This window comes from Streptomyces sp. NPDC091416 (assembly GCF_044756845.1).
Lineage (GTDB): Bacteria > Actinomycetota > Actinomycetes > Streptomycetales > Streptomycetaceae > Streptomyces.
The window spans coordinates 342936-362291 of record NZ_JBIVTU010000010.1 but is presented as its reverse complement, the minus strand read 5'-3'; the positions used below and the strand labels follow the sequence as shown (position 1 = coordinate 362291).

Sequence of the window (19356 nt, the reverse complement as noted above, 5' to 3'; positions counted from 1 at the left end):
GAGGTGCTTCCTTTCCGGTACGGGGCGGCTGCCCGCTCACGGCGTGGACTCTTCGGCGACGCGGACCGGGGCTGCCGTGCGGGCGAGCACCTCGGCGACGCTGACGCCGGGGGCGGTCTCCACCAGGGCCAGCCCGTCGGGGGTCACGTCGAGCACGGCGAGGTCCGTGATGATCCGGTGGACGCAGGCGCGGCCGGTGAGCGGGAGGGTGCATTCGTCGACGATCTTGGGGCTGCCGTCCTTGGCGGTGTGGGTCATCGTCACGATGACGCGGCGGGCACCGTGCACGAGGTCCATGGCGCCGCCGATCCCGGTCACGAGCCTGCCGGGAACGGCCCAGTTGGCGAGGTCGCCGCGGGCGGACACCTGCATGGCGCCGAGCACGGCCGTGTCGATGTGTCCGCCGCGGATCATGCCGAAGGAGAGCGCCGAGTCGAAGAACGAGGCCCCGGGCAGGACGGTCACCGTTTCCTTGCCCGCGTTGATCAGGTCGGGATCGACGTCCTCGTCGTACGGGAAGGGGCCGGTGCCCAGAATGCCGTTCTCGGACTCGAGGACGACGTGGACGCCGGCGGGCAGGTGGTTGGGGATCAGCGTCGGAAGGCCGATGCCCAGGTTGACGTACTCGCCGTCGCGGAGCTCGGCGGCCGCGCGGGCGGCCATCTCCTGGCGGTTCCAGCTCATCGGTGGCCGTCCTCGTCCGGGTGGGTCCTCGGTGTCACGGTGCGCTGCTCGATCCTCTTGTCGGCGGCCTGTTCCGGGGTCAGCGCGACGACGCGCCGGACGAAGATGCCGGGCAGGTGCACGTGGTCGGGGTCGATCTCGCCGGGCTCGACCAGTTCCTCGACCTCGGCGATCGTGATGCGGCCCGCCATGGCGGCGAGCGGGTTGAAGTTGCGGGACGCCTTGTTGAAGACCAGGTTCCCGTGCCGGTCCCCCCTGGCCGCCCTGACGAGCGCGAAGTCCGTGCGGATGCCGCGTTCCAGGACGTACGGGGTGCCGTCGAATTCGCGTACTTCCTTGGGCGGGGAGGTGACCGAGACGCCGCCGTTCCCGTCGTACCGCCAGGGCATGCCGCCGTCGGCGACAAGGGTGCCGACTCCGGCCGGGGTGTAGAAGGCGGGGATGCCCGCCCCGCCGGCGCGCAGACGCTCGGCGAGGGTGCCCTGCGGAATGAGTTCGAGTTCCAGTTCGCCCGCGAGGTACTGGCGGCCGAACTCCTTGTTGCCGCCGATGTACGAGCCGGTGACCCGGCTGATCCGGCCGGCGGCCAGCAGGACCGCGAGCCCGGAGCCCTGCGCGCCGCAGTTGTTGGACACGACGCGCAGGTCCCCGGTGCCCCGCTCGTGGAGGGCCGATATCAGCGCGTCGGGGACGCCGCTGAGCCCGAAGCCGCCGACCGCGATCGAGGCGCCGTCCGGCACGTCGGCCACGGCTTGCGCGGCGGAGGCGACCACCTTGTCCATGGGACCGTTCCTCACTTGTTCGCGCCTGATCGCGCGTGTTCGCATAGTGAAGTTTCTTTCACTATTCTTGGCCACGGAGTCTGCCGCCCGCCCCGTGACCTGTCAACGGCCGGTGCCCCCTCTCGGCCGGGCGGCATCCCGCCTGCCGGTGTTCACTACCCTGTCCCCACCACGCCCGACGGAGAGCCGATGCCACCGACCCACACGCCCCAGCAGACCGAGATGCCTGCACCGGCCGAAGCCGTCGCCCCGCTCATGCGCGGCATCGCGGTCCTGCGCCGGCTGACCGACGAGGGCGGGACGATGAGTCCCAGCGCCATCGAGCGATCCACCGGGCTTGCCCGGTCCACCGTCGACCGGATCACCGCGACCCTGGCCCGCATGGAGTACGTACGACCGGCCGGGCGCGACGTCACGCTCGCCCCGCGCCTGATGGAACTGGGCAACGCCTATCTCTCCGCGCTCCGCATCCCGTCGCTGCTCGGCGGGCGCGCCGACGCACTGGCCGACGAACTCGACGAGTCGGTGTCCCTCGCGGTCGGCGACGGCGACGGCATCCGCTTCGTCCATCAGGCCACGCGGCGTCGCGCGATGTCGCTGAGCTTCCGGATCGGGGACCTGCTGCCCGCCGAACGCACCGCCCCGGGGCCGCTGCTGGCGGCCGGCTGGGACGCGGAGGCGTGGCAGCGGTGGCGGGAGCGGCGGGCCACGGATCCGGAGGGCCTCGCCTTCGCCGCCGTTCCTCCGCATTCGCCCCCGGACGAGCAGGAGTTCGCCGTACGTGCGGAACGGGCGCGCCGCGACGGCTGGGCTCTCGACGACCAGTTGATCGAGCCCGGCCTGGTCGCCCTCGCCGTGCCGGTCCGCTCCCACGGCGGCCACGTGGCCTGCCTCGTCAGCGTCGTGAGTCATACCAGCCGGCACACCGCGGCCTCCCTGCGCGACACCCTGCTGCCCCGGCTGCTGACGGCCGCGGCGGCCATGGAGCAGGACCTCCGGCAGGCCCCGCCCGCCGCGGCCCCGGACCCGCCTGCGGCACTGGCCTCCTGGACCGGCGCCTCGAAGCAGGAACTGGGCCGCGAGTTCAATGAGTCGCTCGCACGCGGCCTGACCGTGCTGGCCGCCTTCGGCGAGGGCCGTGAGGCACTGACGCTGACCGAGGTCGCCCTGGCCACGGGACTGGCCAGGGCCACCGCACGACGGGCGCTGATCACCCTGGAGCACCTCGGTTACGTCACCGTGCGGGACCGGGAGCACCGCCTCACCCCGCGCGTGCTGGCCCTCGGATACCCACCGCTGTCCGTCGCGACGCTGCCGCAGATCGCGCAGCCCCACCTGACCACGCTGACCGGGCAGGTCCGTGACTCCGCCTCGCTCGCGGTGCTCGTCGGCGACGACATCCAGTACACCGGGCGCGTGGCGACCCGTCGCATCATGAACGTCAACATCACGGTCGGCACGCGCTTCCCCGCGCACGCGACGTCGATGGGCCGTGTGCTGCTCGCCGCACAGCCGGCGCCGGAGCGCGAGAGCCGCCTCGCCCGGACGCCGCCGCACGCCCTGACCCCGTACACCGTCACCCGGCCCGACGATCTCAGGGCGGTCCTCGACGGCGTCCTGGCGGACGGCTACGCGCTGGTCGACGAGGAGCTGGAAGTGGGGCTGCGGTCGGTCGCCGTACCCGTCCACGACCGCCGCGGCACAGTCGTGGCAGCGGTCAACGTGGCCATGCACAGCAGCAGCCGCACCCTGGAGGAATGCGTCACGGACGTACTGCCCCGGCTGCGTGCGACTGCCGGGCGCATCGAGGCCGACCTGCACATCACCGAGCGGTACGTCCGGGTGCCGGCGATGTGACGTACGCGGCCCCCGCGGCTCGTTTGCTAAGATCGTCAGGCCGTTCAGTGTGTACCGAGGAGACCAGACATGGCAGGCGACGACGACATCTCCGGGTGATACCCGGAGCCGATCGGCCACCGCGGGCGCCCAGGGGCGCCACCGCAGTGGTCATGTCGTTGTTCCCTTTTCTGGCCATTCCTCCGGGGGCGGCAGTCCGTGCCGACCCCGGATTCACACGCGAGGTCTCCCGATATGTCCGACGCATCCATCATCTGTTCGAACCTCTCCTTCTCCTGGCCCGACGACACCCCCGTCTTCGACGGCCTGTCCTTCACCGTGGGCATCGGCCGCACCGGCCTGGTCGCGCCCAACGGGTCCGGCAAGAGCACCCTGCTCAAACTGATCGCCGGACAGCTGCGCCCCACCGCCGGATCCGTGACCGTGGGCGGCACGCTCGGCTACCTCCCGCAGAGCCTGCCCCTGACCGGTGACCTGTCGGTGGCCGAGGTCCTGGGCGTCGACGCGGTGATCCGCGCGCTGGACGCCGTCGAGTCCGGCGACGTGGGCGAGGAGCACTTCGCGGTCATCGGCGACGACTGGGACATCGAGGAGCGCACCCGTGCCCAGCTGGACCGGCTCGGGCTGGAGGACATCTCGCTCGACCGCAGCATCGGCACGCTCAGCGGCGGTCAGGTCGTCTCGCTCGGACTGGCCGCCCAGCTGCTGAAGGGGCCCGACGTGCTCCTGCTCGACGAGCCGACCAACAACCTGGACAGCGACGCACGCCGCCGGCTCCACGAGACGCTGGAGGCCTGGAACGGCACCCTGCTCCTCGTCAGCCACGACCGCGCGCTCCTCGACCGCATGGACCGCATCGCCGAACTCGCCTCGGGTGAACTGCGCCTGTACGGAGGCAACTTCACGGCCTACGAGGAGGCTGTGCGGGCCGAGCAGGAAGTGGCCGAGAAGAACGTCCGCAACGCCGAGCAGGAACTGAAGCGGGAGAAGCGGGAGTTGCAGCAGGCCCGCGAGCGGGCCGAGCGCCGCGCGAGCAACGCGGCCCGCAACCTCAAGAGCGCCGGTCTGCCGCGCATCTTCGCCGGAAACATGAAGCGGGGCGCCCAGGAGTCCGCGGGCCGGGCAGGTCAGACGCACGCCGCCCGGGTCGGCGACGCCAAGGCGCGGCTGGACGAGGCGGGCCGCGCGGTGCGCGACGAGCAGCGCATCACGCTCGACCTCCCGGACACCGACGTTCCGGCCGGGCGCACGGTTCTGCTCGGTGAGCGGCTCCAGGTCCGGTACGGGGACCGGGAGCAGTTCCCCGGCCAGGGCGTCGACCTGACGATCCGGGGTCCCGAACGCATCGCGCTCACCGGGCCCAACGGAGCCGGCAAGAGCACCCTGTTGCGCCTGATCAACGGGGATCTTCCGCTGGACGGCGGCGAGATCAGGCGGGCCGACGGACGGATCGCCTATCTCTCGCAGCGCCTCGACCTGCTCGACCTCGACCGCACGGTGGCGGAGAACTTCGCCGCGTTCGCCCCGCACCGGGCGGAGGCGGAGCGGATGAACCTGCTCGCGCGCTTCCTGTTCCGCGGCGACCGCGCCCATCTGCCGGTCGGCGTGCTGTCCGGCGGCGAGCGGCTGCGGGCCACCCTGGCCTGCGTCCTGTGTGCGGAGCCGGCCCCGCAGCTGCTGCTGCTGGACGAGCCGACCAACAACCTCGACCTGGTCAGTGCCGATCAGCTGGAGAGCGCCCTGGGCTCGTACCGGGGGGCGTTCGTCGTCGTCAGCCACGACGAGCGGTTCCTCGAACGGATCGGGGTGGACCGGTGGCTGAGGCTGGCCGACGGGGAGCTGGTGGAGACCGGAGCGCCGCAGACGTGACCTTCTGACCGGCCGCCCTGGCCCGCGTCCGAGGCCGAGAGCCCGGCGGGCCGAGAACCGATCACGTTGGAGGCAATGATGGGCAACCCCACGCCCACGCCCGCCCTGCTCGCCCACGACCTCGTCCGCACCTTCGGTGCGCGGCGCGTACTCGACGGGGTGTCACTCACCGCGTCGCCCGGCCACCGCGTCGGCCTGATCGGGGAGAACGGGGTCGGCAAGTCGACTCTGCTGCGGCTCCTCGCCGGGGCGGACGCACCCGAGTCCGGCAGTGTCACCCGGCCTGCCGATGTGGGCTTCCTGCACCAGGAGATGGCGTTCGACGCCGGTTCGACGATCGCCGACGTCCTGGACGACGCGCTGCGCGAAGCCCGGGCGGACCTGGCGGAGCTCGACCGGCTCTCCGCGCTGCTCGCCCGGACCCCGCAGAGTTCCGCGGACCACACCGCGCTCCTCGCCGCGTACGGCGGACGCTTGGAGCAGGCCGAGGAACGTGAGACGTGGGACGCCGACCGGCGCGCCGCGATCCTGCTCACCGGGCTCGGTCTCGGCGCGCTGGAGCACGGGCGGACGCTGGGCTCGCTCTCGGGCGGGCAGCGCGGCCGGCTGGCACTCGCCGCGCTGCTGGTGCGGCGGCCCTCCGCCCTGCTGCTGGACGAGCCGACCAACCACCTCGACGACGAGGCCGCCGCGTTCGTCGAGGCGCAACTGCGCGGCATGCCGGGGCCGGTGGTGATCGCCAGTCACGACCGGGCCTTCCTCGACGCCGTCTGCACGGACCTGATCGACCTCGATCCGGCCGTCGACGGTCCCGTACGGTACGGCGGCGACTACAGCACCTATCTGACCGAGAAGCGTGCCGAACGGGCCCGGTGGGAGCGGCGTCACGCCGAGGAGCAGCTGGAGCTGGAGGCGCTGCGGCGCTCGGCGGAGGTGACGGCGCGCATGGTCGCGCCCGACCGCGGTCCGCGCGACAGCGAGAAGATGGGGTACGGCCTGCGGGCCGGCCGCGTGCAGAGCCAGATCGCGCGCCGGGTCCGCAACGCCTCCCGCCGGCTGGACGAGCTGGAGCGCAACCGGATCGGCGCACCGCCTCCGCCGCTGCGGTTCCGGTACACCCCGCCGGCCGGCCCGGCCGCGGAGGGCACGCTCGTGTCGCTGCGCGGGGTCCGTGTTCCGGGCCGTCTGTCCGTGGACCGCCTCGATGTCTCGGCGACCGAACGCCTTCTGGTCACGGGCGGCAACGGTGCGGGAAAGTCGACGCTCCTCGCGGTGCTCGCGGGCACGGTCGCCGCCCGGGGCGAGGTCGGCCGGCGGCCGGGGCTCACGGTGGGGATGCTCACCCAGGACACGGAGTTCGCCCGTCCGGACCGTACCGTCCGGGAGACGTACGAGAAGGCGCTCGGCTTCGAACGGGCCGAGGCGGTGCCGCTGGTCTCCCTCGGCCTGATGCACGAGGCGGACCTCGGCAAGCCGGTGGGGCAGGTGTCGGCCGGCCAGCGTCGCCGGCTGGCCCTGGCCGTGCTGACCGCACACCCACCCCAGCTGCTGCTGCTCGACGAGCCCACGAACCACCTGTCCCCGCGCCTGTGCGACGAACTGGAGGAGGCCCTGGGGACCGGCCCCGGGGCCGTCGTCCTGGCCAGCCACGACCGCTGGCTGCGCAGACGCTGGCAGGGTGGCGAACTCCGGCTGAGCCCGGCCCCGGAGGATCACCGCAGCACGGAGTGACCATCCCGCCCGCCCCGCATCCTCCCAGGGGCGGGCGGCCCTCCCCGCGACACCGCACTCGGCATCGCGGGGCCCGGACCGGGCACGGCCGGCACCCGCTCCCACCACGCCCAGGACCGGCGCGTCTCACACAGCCGGCAGCCCCGTCGAACGCAGCCGCGCCACGGTCTGCGCCGACACCGCGCGGGGCGACTGGACCGCCAGCGCCGACAGCAGCCCCGCCCAGGCGTCGGGAAGGCCCGCGTCCACGGCCGACCGGTAGGCGGCGGATGCCTCGGCCGGGCGCGCCTGTTCCAGGTACAGGGCGCCGAGTGCCGCGTACGCCTCCGTGTCGCCGGCCTCGCAGCCACGGACGTAGGCGCGTTCGGCGGCGGCGGTGTCACCGAGATCCTCCCGGGTGCGGCCCAGTGCGGTCCAGGCGTCAAAGGCGCCGAGGGCCGCGGCCCGAAGGACCGCCTGCCTGGACGCGTCCCGCTCTCCGGCCCGCTCCCGCATCCGGGACAGCGCGGCCCACGCCGCGGGGGACCCCCGGTCCGCGGCGAGGTCGGCGGCACGCTCCGCGCCCTCCGTGTCGCCGGTGCGTTCCCGGCCGCGCGCCAGCGTGATCCACGCCTCCACGTCACCGGCCCGGGCCGCCGCCGCGGCGGCCCGGGCCGCGCCCGTGTCGTCGCCGCGTTCCTCGCGAGCCTCGGCCAGGGCGGTCCAGGCCTCCGGATCACCGGTGCGCACCGCCTGGGCCGCTGCCTCCTCGGCGGCCACGCCGTTGCCGTCCGACTCCGCGAGCAGGGCCAGTTCTCGCCAGGCCGCGCCGACGCCGAGGGCCGCGGCCTCCCGATGGGCAGCGGCTGCCCCCGACGCGTCCCCGTCCGCATGGCGCAGTTGGGCGAGGAGTGACCAGCCTTCGGCGTTCTGGCCGTCCGCGCCCCCGGTGGCGGCGGCCACGGCAGAAGCGGCGTCACCGAGCGACCAGTGCAGCCGCACCAGTCGCGCCCACGCGGCCGTGACGCCCGCGGCCGCCGCCCGCGTGGCGTGCTCCACCGCCTCGCGGAGCTCACCCGCGCGCTCGGCCACCTGTGCGAGCCCGATGTGCCCCCACCCGTCACCGACGCCCGTCGCCCGAGCGAACGCCTTGGCCGCGGCCGGGCCGTCGTGCGCCGCGCGCATCCGGCCCAGCGTCCGCCAGGCAAGCGGCTGCCCCGCCTCCGCCGCCAGCGCCGCGACGGCGTCCGCGGCGGCCGGATCCCCCTCCTCCTCGCGGATCCGGGCCATGGCCGGCCAGGCCCACGCGTCGCCGGCCCGGGCGGCGTGCCGGTAGGCGTCGTAGGCGGCGGGCCGGTCGCCGACGGCCTCCCTCGCCACGGCCAGGGCCGCCCAGGCGACGGGGTCCGTCGCGGCCGTCTCCTCCGCGGCGGCCCGGCCGTCGGTGGTCTCGCGCAGCACCGCCCAGGCGGCTCGGGCCCGGCCGTGGCCCCGGTGGACGGCGCTCTCGTACAGCACGGCGGCGCAGCCGTAGCGGCGGCGCTGTTCGGCGGACCGCGCGAAGGCGTAGAGGTCGTCGGCGGTCCTGGCCCAGACGGCGCCGGACCAGAGTTCGGCCGGTGGCGCACGGTGTGCCCTGACCCGGCGGATGTGCTGTTCGAGGTAGTCGTCCGGGCGGTAGCTGTCGGGGTCGCCGACACCGGGCTCGTGCCGCTCGGCGATCAGCGGGACCGGACCGCGTCCTGCCGTCGTCAGCGCGCCGATGGCCGCGGGGAACCATTCCCTGCCCGCGGTCGCCCGGGCGGTGGCGTCCATGAACCCGGCCGCGGCCTCCCGCAGCAGCCCCGCGGGGACGGCGCCGGCATGTCCGAGTCTGCGGGCCTCGACGGCAGCCGTCAGCACGGCGTGTTCGGGAGCGGTGAACCACTGGTCGGGTCCCATCTCCCAGCAGCGCACCAGCTCCGGGCCCCCGGTGAGGTGTTGCAGGACGCGATGGCCGGGGCCTGCCGCCCGGACGGCGGCGGCGAGGCGCGGGTCGCGGGCTGCCGCGGCGGCCACGGCCGGGGTGTCGGCGGAGAGTGTGTCCGGCACGGTGATCCTCGTGTGCCGCCCGGTCAGCAGAGCTCTGACGAAAGGCGCTTCGTCCTCACCGTCCCGGCGGTTCTCGGTCAGCCGGCGCAGATGCTCCGGCCACATGGTGCCGACCACCGCGAGCGGCGCCACCCGGTCGAGCAGCCGTCTCAAGGCCCGGCCGGCCCGCTCGCCCGGAGCCCCGTTCAGGTAGCGCTGGGTCTCGTCGAGCCACAGCACGGTCCGTGGGCCGATGTCCGCGGCGATCAGGTCGTCCGTGTCCGCGGGGTGCACCACGGGCCAGTCGGGCAGGACGGCCGCCACGGCCTCGTAGGCGGCCCGGGTCTTCCCGCTCGCGGAACGGCCCACCAGCAGGACGAACACGGCGTCGTTCGTGGCCGCGGTGCGGGCCAGCCGCTGCCGCAGGGTCTCGTCGTGCGGGCGAAGGAGGTACTCCGTCAACGGCAGGTCGGCGCTTCCGTCCTTGCCGGGGGCGAGGCGGACTCCGAGACGTGCGGGATCCCACCGTGTGACGGTGCGCCGAGGCGCGTCATCGTCGGACATACGCTCCCGACGCCTCCCGGCCGATGGTCTCGACAGCGCGGTCCACCGTCTCCAGCATGGGAAACACCTTGGTCAGCCCGGTGATCCGGAACGCTTTGCGAATCGGTTCGGACGAGACGACCAGCACCACCAGACCGTCGAAGGCGCGGACGCGTTTCAGACCGCCGACGAACACACCCACCCCGGTCGAGTCGATGAAGTCGATATCGGTCAGGTCCATGATCAAGTAGCACCTCCCCTGGGTCACCAGGTCGGCCATCAGCTTGCGCAGGGGTGCCACGTTGGAGCCGTCCAGATATCCGCCCGTCCCTCCGCCCGCGACCTTCACCAGCGTGATGTCCTCGGAGAGGTGCTCGTACGTATGGCCTCCGGACGCGAGGACGGTATTCGCCGTCGCACGGCGCCGACGGGCCCGCTCCTCGACGTCGGCCGTCGCGTAGGAGGCGGCGAGCTCCTCGACCGCACCCGGAACGGTGTCGTGGACGAGGAGGACCTTGCGCAGGCCCATCCTGGCCAGCATCCCACGCTCCTGCTTGCCCGGGCCGACCAGCACGAGGGCCCCGCCTTCGAAGTGCACGCGCCTGAGGATCCCGCCCAGCATGGCGAAACCCGAGCGGTCGACGGAATCGATCGCACTCAGGTCGACAACCAGAATCAGCCGCCCTTCGTCCGCCAGCCGGCTGAGCACCCCGCGCAGTTCCGGTGCGGAGGCGCTGTCGAGCCGGTCGCCCTGGTTCGCGCTTTCCACCCGTACGACGGTGATGCCGCCGTGCTGGTCCTCGTACGACACCTTCAGGTGCACCTGACCCCCCATCATCCCGGGCACTGTGGATCATATCCGCCCGGTACGCCCTACACAGGGGTGAGCGCGGACCGGGCCGCGTCCAGGAACTCGGTCTGCGATACGGAGTGTTGGGTTCCGGGTGCTGCGCTCCCGAGTGCGTTCCGCAGGGTCTCCCCCGCCGTGGCCACAGCGGCCGGCCCTTCCAGCCGTACGACATTGAGCGCCTCCCCGACCGCGCCCATGGCCAGGTCGTACTCACGCCGGCGCGAGGACTCGTCCGCGGTGCCGATGGCGCCCTGCCAGGCGGCGCGCGCCTGTTGGGCGCTGTCGGTGCGGCTCAGATACGTGACGTATGCCGCCCGGCGCACCGCCCGCTGGTCCGCGAGCGTCTGCTCGGCGAGGGTACGGCGGGCGACATCGAGCTGAGCCGCGGCCTGGAGCTGCCCGGCGTCCCAGGCGGCAGCCGCCTGTTGCCGTCCGGCTTCCCATGCGGCAGCCGCCTGCCGCTCGCCCGCCGCCCAGGCGGCCGCGGCCTGGCGCTTGGCCGCGGCCAGCGTGAGCACCCCCGTCAGCACTCCGCCGCCGATCGCGGCCCCCGCAGCGATCAGCGCCGTGACCACGGCCTCGTCCACGCTGTCCCTCCCCTGTCGTACCGGACGCCGGGCCCCACGCACCCGGCCGGACGCGGCCCCGCCATGGTGCCGGGCGGACCGTGCCCGGATCGTGTCAGGGCGCCGGTTCCGTTGCTGCGGCCTCGATCAGCAGGGCCTGCCCCGGGTTGAGCGTCGGCATCGGAAGCCCCGCCCCGGTCAGGACCGTACCGGGCATCGGCACCCAGTCCTCCACGGCGGCCCGGTACCAGGCGGGGGCGATGACCTGGTGCATGGACGGCAGCCCGGCCTCCGTACGGATACGGACCCGGTAGGACCGCCCGGGGGCGAGCCCGGGAAGAGGCACACGGCCGGACTGGGCCGGCACGGAGGTCTCCGTCCGCGCCCAGCAGTACAGGGCGCTGCCGGCGTCCGGTGCGACGACACCGTGCAGGTACGTCGCGTCGTCGGCGAGGTCCGCCCTGACGACCCGTCCGCCGTGCAGCAGGGACCGTACCTCCTTGTAGAGCGCCGCCCACCGGGTCAGCGCCTCCCGCTCCGCCGCGGAGCGCGCCGTCAGGTCGTCCTCGATCCCCGCGTGCCCGAACAGCGCTGTGATCAGGCGGAACGAGTCGTCGGCTGCCCGGCCCGTCGTGTGGCTGCGCGGGCCCCCGACATGGGCGCCGATCAGTTCGGGCGGCAGCAGCTGACCCGTCCAGCGCTGGATGGCCTGGCGTTCCACCGGGTCGTTGCAGTCCGAGGCCCAGACCCGGTCCGTGCGGGCGAGGACGCCGAGGTCGACACGTCCGCCGCCGCTGGAGCAGGATTCGATCTCCAGGCCGGGCCGACGGGCGCGGAGCGTGTCCATCAGCCGGTACAGGGCCCGGGTCTGGGCGTGCACCCCCGGCCGGTCGCCGCCGTCCGCGTCACGGTGGACCGCCTCGTGCAGTTCACGGTTGTGGTCCCACTTCAGGTAGTCGATGCGGTACTCGGCGACCAGCGCGTCCAGCGACTCCAGCAGATAGGCGAACGCCTCCTCGTGGGCCACGTTCAGCACGTACTGGTGGCGGGAGCTCGGTCCGAGGCCGGCGGACGGGCCGAGGATCCAGTCGGGGTGCTCGCGCGCGAGGCGGGACGGGAGGTTCACCATCTCCGGTTCCACCCACAGTCCGAACTGCATGCCGTGGGCGTGTACCCGGTCCGCCAGCGGGGCCAGCCCGTCCGGCCACATCTGCGGGTCTACGGTCCAGTCGCCGAGCCCGGCGGTGTCGTCGCGCCGGCCGAGGAACCAGCCGTCGTCCAGCACCAGGCGCTCCACCCCGACCGCGGCGGCGTCGTCGGCCAGCGCGAGGAGCCGTTCCGGGCGGTGGTCGAAGTAGACGGCCTCCCAGGTGTTCAGGGTCAGCGGACGGGGCGACGACGGGTGCCCGGGCCGGGAACGGAGCATCGTGTGGAAGCGGCCGGCGAGCCCGTCGAGGCCTTCGGCGGACCAGGCGAAGTAGCACTCGGGCGAGGTGTAGCTGTCACCCGGCCCGAGCCGGATCTCGCCGGGCGTGAGCAGTTCGCCGCCGCCGAGGACGCCGCCGTGCACGCCGGCGCCTTCCGGCAGCCGTTCGGCCAGCCAGCGCTGGTTGCCGCTCCAGCCGACGTGCAGGGCCCAGACCTCGCCCGTACGGAAACCGAATCCGGGTACGCCGACCGTCAGGAGATGGGGCGCGTCCAGGCCGGGGCGTCCCCGGCGGACCTCACGGACGTGGCCCGCGAAGGCGAGCCGTCCTCGTTGCGGGGAGCGCTCGCGGCACCACTTGCCGGTGAAGTCCAGGATCTCCTGGGCCCGGTTCGGCACCGGGAGCAGGACGGTGGTGGAGGCGAGGTCGTACGGGGCGGGGACGGGGGCTCCGGCGGGGCAGGAGATTTCGGTGCGGACGGCCAGGACTCCGGACGGGTCGAGGCGGTAGGTGAGGGTGAGGTCGAGCCCGGCACCGGTGTCCCGCAGAGCGATGACGAGTGCGCCCCGGCTCTCCTCGGCGCCGGTCATCACGACGCGGGGTGCGGTGGCCGTCCCGGCCCGGTGGCCTTCCTGGGCGGGGGTTCCCGACCAGCCGTCGGCCTGGGTGGGCCAGACCGTGAACTGCCGTGGCTCGTCGAGCGCGCAGTGGAGCGAGGCCGCGTCCGCCGACAGGGCCAGGGCCGCGAGGCCGTCGGCGGTCAGCTCCCCGAGGTCCTGGCCCCAGTGCAGGACGCGGGGCAGCGGAGTGCGGAGCTCGACGACGAAACTCACCCCGGCCGCGCGCAGGTGGGCGATCCGGGTGGTGCTGCGGGTCATGCCGTGTCCTCTCGGGGCGGGCGCCGCGACGCGTCGCGCGGCCCGCTTGCTTCGTGGCCGGTCAGGCGTAGGGGTCGAAGGAGATCCCGGCGGGCTTCGCCCTGTCCAGGTGGGCGGCGAAGTTGCCGTCCTTGAGGCCGAACACGGCGCTGCCGAAGTCGGCTTGGACCAGCTTCTCGCGGATCCCGGCGGGGTAGCCGTTCCAGCCGACCAGATCGGGGAACTGCCACTGGTGGTAGTGGTTCTCCGGCGGCTCGTCGCCAGTGGTCGCGCGGCGGAAGCAGTGCGTTCCGATGCCGTCCTTGTGGTAGACGACCTTGGGGTGCGTCCCGTCCCACAGCATCCCGTCACGGCCGTACACGAGGAAGTCGCCGTGGGCCGAGGTGGACACGTACTTCGCCTCGTTGTCCTGCACCCACACGACGACGTGCTCCCAGTCGTGCCGGTGGCCGCCGAGACCGCTGCCGGCCACGGCCTGGTCCTTCTCGAAGTAGAGGCCGTACATGATGGCGCACCAGCCGTTGTTGCACAGGGAACGTGCGTAGCCGTTCGTGTTGTCCAGGTCCCAGGAGTCGTGGCAGCTGCCGTTGACGGCGCCCGTGGTCTTGAGTCCGGGTGCCACGGCCCCGTCGGCACCGATGGCGGGTGTCGGGTAGCAGCCGTCTCCGTCGTAGTCGAAGGCGGGCTGGAACGTCTGCTCCAGCCCGTCCGCGTTCGCGGGCAGAGCACCCGGCACGGCCGCGAAGGCGCTGCCGGAAGAGGCGACGACCAGGGTCGCGGCGGCGGACAGGATGAGTAACGCCTTGCGGAGCCGTCCTGGGTTCTTCACGGTTTCCTCCTGGATCACGCCTGCCGGACTCGGCCAAGCCATGGCATGCCCATGTCTAAGGCGGTGGAACCCCGTGACATCCGGCCGTGATCGCCTTCGCGTGATCCGTCACGCGTAGTCCGGGAAGCAGTGGGCGGATATCCGGCTGGTGGGGCAGCCGAGCCGCGCGTCGGCAAGCAGGCGCACGAGGAACTCGCCCCTACCGCAGTCGTACCGCTCCCAGGTGTCGAAGTCCGTCTCCTCCGGCACGTCCGGGATGACCGGCGGACGGGGGTGGGGAACGGGCCCAGGACAGGACGGAGCTGCTGCCAGAGCGTGCTGATGAATGCGGGGTTCGCCCGTACCCCGCAGTCAACCGCACAGCTCTGACATCCGGTCCGGCCCGCCGGCACGGCGCAGCGGTGCGGGCGCCGTGCCGCGCGCCCAGGAGCCGCAGCCCGGTCGTGGCCCGGCTCGACGGCCGGCCGTGCCCTACGGATCCCCGCCGGTGAGGACGTCGTGGTGAATGGGCGTCCGCGAACCGGTCAGCGGAGCGCCCGTTCCTCCCCGGCGCTCCGCCACGATCTCCGCCGCGATGGACAGGGCGGTCTCCTCCGGCGTACGGGCGCCGAGGTCGAGGCCGATCGGGGAGTGCAGGCGGTCCAACTCGTCCTCGGTCACACCGGCTTCGCGCAGCCGCCCGCTGCGGTCCTCGTGCGTGCGGCGCGAGCCCATCGCACCGACGTACGCGACGGGCAGGCGCAGGGCCGTCTCCAGCAGTGGAATGTCGAACCTGGCGTCATGGGTGAGCACGCACAGGACGGTGCGCTCGTCGGTGGCGGCGCGCTCGAGGTACCGGTGCGGCCAGTCGACCACCACGTCGTCCGCCTCGGGGAAGCGGGCCCGGGTGGCGAAGACCGGACGCGCGTCGCACACCGTCACGTGGTGGCCGAGGAACTTGCCGGCCCGCACGAGCGCCGTGGCGAAGTCCACGGCGCCGAACACGATCATGCGGGGCGGCGGCACGCTCGACTCCACGAACAGCGTCAGGCCGCCCGGACAGCTCGTCCCGTCCTCCGCGACCTCCACGGTGCCGGTGCGCCCGGCGTCCAGGAGCGCCCCGGCCTCGGCCGCGGCCGTGCGGTCCAGGGCCGGACGTCCGTCGAGGCTGCCCTCGTACGATCCGTCGCCCCGTACCAGCAAGGCCCGGCCGAGCAGCGCGTCCGGTCCGCGGACCACCCGGGCCAGCGCCACCGGTTCGGCGCGGCCCGCCGCCGTGAACGCCGCCCGGAACACCGGCTCCTGGGAACGCACCGGCACGACGAGGACGTCGATGACGCCGCCGCAGGTGAGGCCCACGGCGAAGGCGTCCTCGTCGCTGTACCCGAACCGCTCCCGCACGGTCCGGCCGTCCTGGAGCGCCTGGACGCACAGCTCGTACACGGCGCCTTCCACACAGCCGCCGGAGACCGAGCCGATGACGGTGCCCTCGCCGTCGACGGCCAGGGCCGCGCCCGGGGCCCGCGGCGCGCTCCCGTCGACCGCGACGACGGTGGCGACGGCGAAGTCACGGCCCTCCTCGGACCACAGGTGGAGGGCACGAGCGATGTCAAGCACCCCGGAGTTCCTCCGCCGCCGCGAGAACGCGGTCGGGACGGATCGGCAGCCGGCGGTGGCGCACCCCGGTCGCATGCCACACCGCGTTGGCGATGGCGGCGGCGACTCCCACGATGCCGATCTCCCCGATGCCCTTGATGCCGACCGGGTCCTCGGGATCGTGGTCGTCCACCCAGTCCGCCTCGATGTGCTGCACGTCGGCGTGGGCGGCCACGTGGTAGCCGGCCAGGTCGGCGTTGACGTAGCCGCCGGACGCCGCGTCGCGGACGGCCTCCTCGTGCAGGGCCATGGAGAGCCCCCAGGTCATGCCGCCGACGAGCTGGCTGCGGGCGGTCAGCGGGTTGACGATGGTCCCTGCGGCGAAGATGCCGAGCAGCCTCCGTACGCGGACCTCGCCGGTGGTGACGTCCACGGCGGCCTCGGCGAACTGTGCCCCGTAGGAGTGGCGCTCCTTCTGCGCGAGGGCGCCGATCGCCTCGCTGGTGTCCGAGCGGGTGGTGATGCCTTCCGGCGGAACGGATCCGCCCAGGGCGAGGAGTTCGCGCATTTCGTCCGCCGCCAGCCGCACCGCCCAGGCCCACGAGCGGGTGCCCATGGAGCCCCCGGCGATCCACGCCGGGCCCAGGTCGCTGTCCCCGAGGCGCACCCGGATGCGGTCCGGTGCCACCCCGAGCGCGTCGGCGGCGACCGAGAGCATCGCGGTCCTCGCCCCGGTACCGATGTCGGCCGCGTTGATCCCCACGGTGAAGCTGCCGTCCGGCTGCGCGGTCACGGCCGCGGTGGACGCGCCCACGCCCGCGGGGAAGGATGCCGCCGCCATACCGGTCCCCAGGAGCCAGCGTCCCTCGCGGCGCAGTCCGGGGCGGGGGTCCCGGCCCGCCCAGCCGAAGCGGCGGGCGCCTTCCTCGAAGCAGGCGAGCTGGTTGCGCCGGCTGAACGGCAGCCCCGACACGGGGCCCGCCGCGGGCTGGTTGCGCGTGCGCAGTTCGATCGGGTCCAGGCCGCACTTCTCGGCCAGTTCGTCCACCGCCGATTCGAGGGCGAAGGAGCCGGGCGTCTCACCCGGCGCCCGCATCCAGGTGGGGGTCGGCACGTCGAGCCGCACCAGCCGGTGCCCGGTGCGATGCGCGTCGGCGTCGTACATGGTGCGTCCCACACCGGCGCTCGACTCGACGAACTCGTGCACGGTCGACGTGAGGCTCAGCGACTGGTGGTCGAAGGCCCGCAGGCGGCCGTCGGCGTCCGCTCCGAGCGTGACCCGCTGCACGGTGGGACTGCGGAATCCGACGAGCGAGAACATCTGGCGGCGCGTCAGCACGACCCGGACAGGCCGGTGCAGGAGGGTCGTGGCCATGACGGCGGCCACCTGGTGGGGGGCCAGGCCCTTCGATCCGAAGCCGCCTCCGACATGCTCGGAGCGCACCCGGACGGATGCCGGGTCGAGGGAGAAGAGCGAGGCGAGTTCGCTCGCCACCCAGAAGGTGCCCTGGTTGGAGTCGAGGACATCCAGCCGGCCGCCCTCCCACCGGGCCGTCGCGGCGTGCGGCTCCATGGAGTTGTGGTGTTCCTCCGGGGTGGAGTACTCCTCGTCCACGACGTGGGCGGCCTCCCGGAGCCGGGCCGCCAGGTCCCCCTTCTCCGTGTCGGCCTGCGCCATCACGTTCTCGTCGGGGGTGTAGGCACCGGAGTGCCCGGCACGGAACCCGACGTCGTGCGTTTCCTCGTCGTAGTGCACCACCAGCGCCTCGGCGGCTTCCCGGGCCTCCTCGGGCGTCTCGGCGACGACCAGTGCCACGGGCCAGCCCATGAACGGCACCCGGTCGTGCTGGAAGATCCCGACAACCGGGTTCGGCGGTCCCAGCATGCCCATGTACGCGGTGTCGACTCGCGGCGCGTTCTCGTGGTGGAGCACGGCCAGGACGCCGGGCATGGCCCGGACGGGAGCGTCCTCGACGGACCGGATCCGGCCGCGGGCCACGGTGGACAGCACCAGCCAGCCGTGAGCCAGTTCGGCGAAGGGGATCTCTCCGGCGTAGCGGGCCGCGCCGGTGACCTTGTCCCTGCCCTCCACACGCGTACGGGCGGAGCCGACCGCACCCGTGACGGTGGTGTTCTCGGTCGTGGTGGTCATCGGGCGGCCTCCTCGGCGAGTTCGGTGAGTACGGCCGTGACGAGGTTGCGCATCAGGGTCACCTTGTATCCGTTGTCCGCCAGGGGCTCGGCCGCCGCCAGTTCGGCGTCCGCCGCCGCGGCGAACGCCTCCGCGTCCGCGGGGCCGCCGTTCAGGGCCCGCTCGGCCGCCCGGGCCCGCCAGGGGCGGGATGCCACCGCGCCGAGGGCCAGGCGCGCTTCGCGTACGACACCGTCCTGGACGTCGAGCGCCGCGGCGACGGAGCCGATCGCGAACGCGAAGGAGGCCCGTTCGCGCACCTTGCGGTAGCGGGAGCGCGCGGCGACGGCAGCCGGCGGCACGGTGACACCCGTGATCAGCGCGCCGGGCGGCAGCGCCGTTTCGAGGTGCGGGGTCTCCCCCACCGGCAGATAGAAGTCGGCAACCGGCAACTCGCCCGGGCCGTCGGCCGTTTCGTACGAGACGACCGCGTCGAAGGCCGCCAGGGCCACCGCCATGTCCGAGGGATGTGTCGCCACGCAGTGCTCGGAGGCACCGAGGATCGCGTGGTTGTGGTGCTCGCCCGCCCGTGCGGGGCAACCGCTGCCGGGGGTCCGCTTGTTGCACGGCTTGGCGATGTCGCCGAAGTAGCCGCAGCGGGTCCGCTGGAGCAGGTTCCCACCGACGGTGGCCATGTTGCGCAGTTGTCCGGAGGCACCGGCCAGAACCGCCTGTGCCAGGGCCGGACAGCGCCGGCGGACCTCGGCATGGGCGGCCAGGTCACTGTTGGTGACGGTCGCGCCGATGCGCAGGCCGCCGTCGGGTGTGCACCCGATGTCGCCGAGCGGAAGTTCCTGGAGGTCGACGAGAAGCGTCGGCCGCTCCACGCCGGACTTCATCAGGTCGACGAGGTTGGTGCCGCCGCCGAGGAGGCGGGCGCCGGGATCCTCCGCGAGCAGGGCCACGGCCCCGGAGACGTCGAGGGCGCGTTCGTATCCGAACTCCCTCATGCCACCGCCTCCTTGGTGTCCTGCGCGGACACGTCCGCCGCGCGCGCCACGGCCTGCACGATGGACATGTAGGCGCCGCAGCGGCAGAGGTTGCCGCTCATCCGCTCACGGATCTCCTCCGCGGTCAGAGCGGGAACTCCCGCTTCCGGCCGGACGTCGTCGGTCACGGCGCTCGGCCAGCCCGCGGCGTGTTCCTCGATCACCGCCAGCGCCGAGCAGATCTGGCCCGGGGTGCAGTAGCCGCACTGGTAGCCGTCGAGGTCGAGGAAGGCCTGCTGCACCGGATGCAGCCGGTCGCCGTCGGCGACGCCTTCGATGGTGGTGATCGCGCGCCCCTCGGCGGCGACCGCGAGCTGCAGACAGGAGACGGTCCGCCGCCCGTCGAGCAGTACCGTGCAGGCACCGCACTGCCCTTGGTCGCAGCCCTTCTTGGTACCGGTCAGGTCGAGACGCTCACGAAGGGCGTCGAGGAGGGTGGTGCGGTGGTCGACGGGCAGCGTGTACTTTTCGCCATTGATGTTCAGGGTGATGGCACTGGACGTCGATGGGGCCATGATCAGCCTTCTTTCGCATTG

15 protein-coding genes and 1 pseudogene are annotated in these 19356 nt (G+C 73.4%); 3 read left to right on the top strand and 13 right to left on the bottom strand.

Going from position 1 to position 19356, the window contains the following annotated elements; translation table 11 throughout:
• Positions 1-36: 36 nt before the first annotated feature.
• Together ACIQMX_RS28745 and ACIQMX_RS28740 are read right to left on the bottom strand one after the other, a co-directional pair.
• Positions 37-684, bottom strand: coding sequence for a CoA transferase subunit B (locus tag ACIQMX_RS28745; protein WP_363076473.1), 648 nt, complete (start codon positions 682-684; stop codon positions 37-39).
• Positions 681-1466, bottom strand: coding sequence for a CoA transferase subunit A (locus tag ACIQMX_RS28740; RefSeq protein WP_363076475.1), 786 nt, complete (start codon positions 1464-1466; stop codon positions 681-683). Before ACIQMX_RS28740 ends, ACIQMX_RS28745 begins: the two co-directional genes overlap by 4 nt.
• 189 nt (positions 1467-1655) lie before the next feature.
• Between ACIQMX_RS28740 and ACIQMX_RS28735 the strand changes: the two genes are divergently transcribed.
• The 3 genes from ACIQMX_RS28735 to ACIQMX_RS28725 all read left to right on the top strand — a co-directional run bounded on the left by ACIQMX_RS28735 (position 1656) and on the right by ACIQMX_RS28725 (position 6923).
• Entirely contained in the window at positions 1656-3323 is a 1668-nt protein-coding gene (locus tag ACIQMX_RS28735; RefSeq protein WP_402482363.1) for an IclR family transcriptional regulator C-terminal domain-containing protein, read from the top strand.
• Between the two features lie 234 nt (positions 3324-3557).
• On the top strand, positions 3558-5192 hold the full coding sequence (gene abc-f / locus ACIQMX_RS28730) for a ribosomal protection-like ABC-F family protein (protein WP_363076479.1): 1635 nt from the start codon (positions 3558-3560) through the stop codon (positions 5190-5192).
• A 75-nt stretch (positions 5193-5267) separates the two neighbouring features.
• Positions 5268-6923, top strand: coding sequence for an ABC-F family ATP-binding cassette domain-containing protein (locus tag ACIQMX_RS28725; protein WP_402482360.1), 1656 nt, complete (start codon positions 5268-5270; stop codon positions 6921-6923).
• Positions 6924-7049: 126 nt separating this feature from the next.
• Here ACIQMX_RS28725 and ACIQMX_RS28720 read toward each other — a convergent pair whose 3' ends face one another.
• The 11 genes and pseudogenes from ACIQMX_RS28720 to ACIQMX_RS28670 all read right to left on the bottom strand — a co-directional run bounded on the left by ACIQMX_RS28720 (position 7050) and on the right by ACIQMX_RS28670 (position 19335).
• A complete protein-coding gene (locus ACIQMX_RS28720; protein WP_402482358.1) occupies positions 7050-9536 on the bottom strand; it encodes a hypothetical protein in 2487 nt (828 codons plus the stop codon).
• The gene (locus tag ACIQMX_RS28715; RefSeq protein ID WP_402482411.1) at positions 9523-9873 is read right to left on the bottom strand and encodes an STAS domain-containing protein; all 351 of its coding nucleotides are present in this window, start codon (positions 9871-9873) and stop codon (positions 9523-9525) included. The genes ACIQMX_RS28720 and ACIQMX_RS28715 overlap by 14 nt, the downstream gene beginning before the upstream one ends.
• 141 nt (positions 9874-10014) lie before the next feature.
• Positions 10015-10350 (bottom strand): annotated as a pseudogene (locus tag ACIQMX_RS28710) (STAS domain-containing protein); the annotation flags it as partial.
• Between the two features lie 38 nt (positions 10351-10388).
• Entirely contained in the window at positions 10389-10952 is a 564-nt protein-coding gene (locus ACIQMX_RS28705) for a hypothetical protein (protein WP_363076487.1), read from the bottom strand.
• Between the two features lie 94 nt (positions 10953-11046).
• On the bottom strand, positions 11047-13236 hold the full coding sequence (locus tag ACIQMX_RS28700) for an alpha-galactosidase (RefSeq protein WP_402482355.1): 2190 nt from the start codon (positions 13234-13236) through the stop codon (positions 11047-11049).
• Positions 13237-13297: 61 nt separating this feature from the next.
• Positions 13298-14065, bottom strand: a complete 768-nt coding sequence (locus tag ACIQMX_RS28695; RefSeq protein ID WP_402482353.1) for an NPP1 family protein — start codon at positions 14063-14065, stop codon at positions 13298-13300.
• Between the two features lie 108 nt (positions 14066-14173).
• The gene (locus ACIQMX_RS28690) at positions 14174-14314 is read right to left on the bottom strand and encodes a hypothetical protein (protein ID WP_363076493.1); all 141 of its coding nucleotides are present in this window, start codon (positions 14312-14314) and stop codon (positions 14174-14176) included.
• Positions 14315-14536: 222 nt separating this feature from the next.
• Complete coding sequence (locus ACIQMX_RS28685; protein WP_363076495.1) at positions 14537-15661, bottom strand: XdhC/CoxI family protein; 1125 nt, start codon at positions 15659-15661, stop codon at positions 14537-14539.
• Positions 15654-17792 carry a xanthine dehydrogenase family protein molybdopterin-binding subunit gene (locus ACIQMX_RS28680; RefSeq protein ID WP_402482350.1) on the bottom strand — a complete coding sequence of 713 codons (2139 nt, stop codon included), beginning with the start codon at positions 17790-17792 and terminating at the stop codon, positions 15654-15656. Before ACIQMX_RS28680 ends, ACIQMX_RS28685 begins: the two co-directional genes overlap by 8 nt.
• Positions 17789-18781, bottom strand: coding sequence for an FAD binding domain-containing protein (locus tag ACIQMX_RS28675; RefSeq protein ID WP_402482348.1), 993 nt, complete (start codon positions 18779-18781; stop codon positions 17789-17791). The genes ACIQMX_RS28680 and ACIQMX_RS28675 overlap by 4 nt, the downstream gene beginning before the upstream one ends.
• On the bottom strand, positions 18778-19335 hold the full coding sequence (locus tag ACIQMX_RS28670) for a (2Fe-2S)-binding protein (RefSeq protein ID WP_402482345.1): 558 nt from the start codon (positions 19333-19335) through the stop codon (positions 18778-18780). Before ACIQMX_RS28670 ends, ACIQMX_RS28675 begins: the two co-directional genes overlap by 4 nt.
• Positions 19336-19356: the final 21 nt, after the last annotated feature.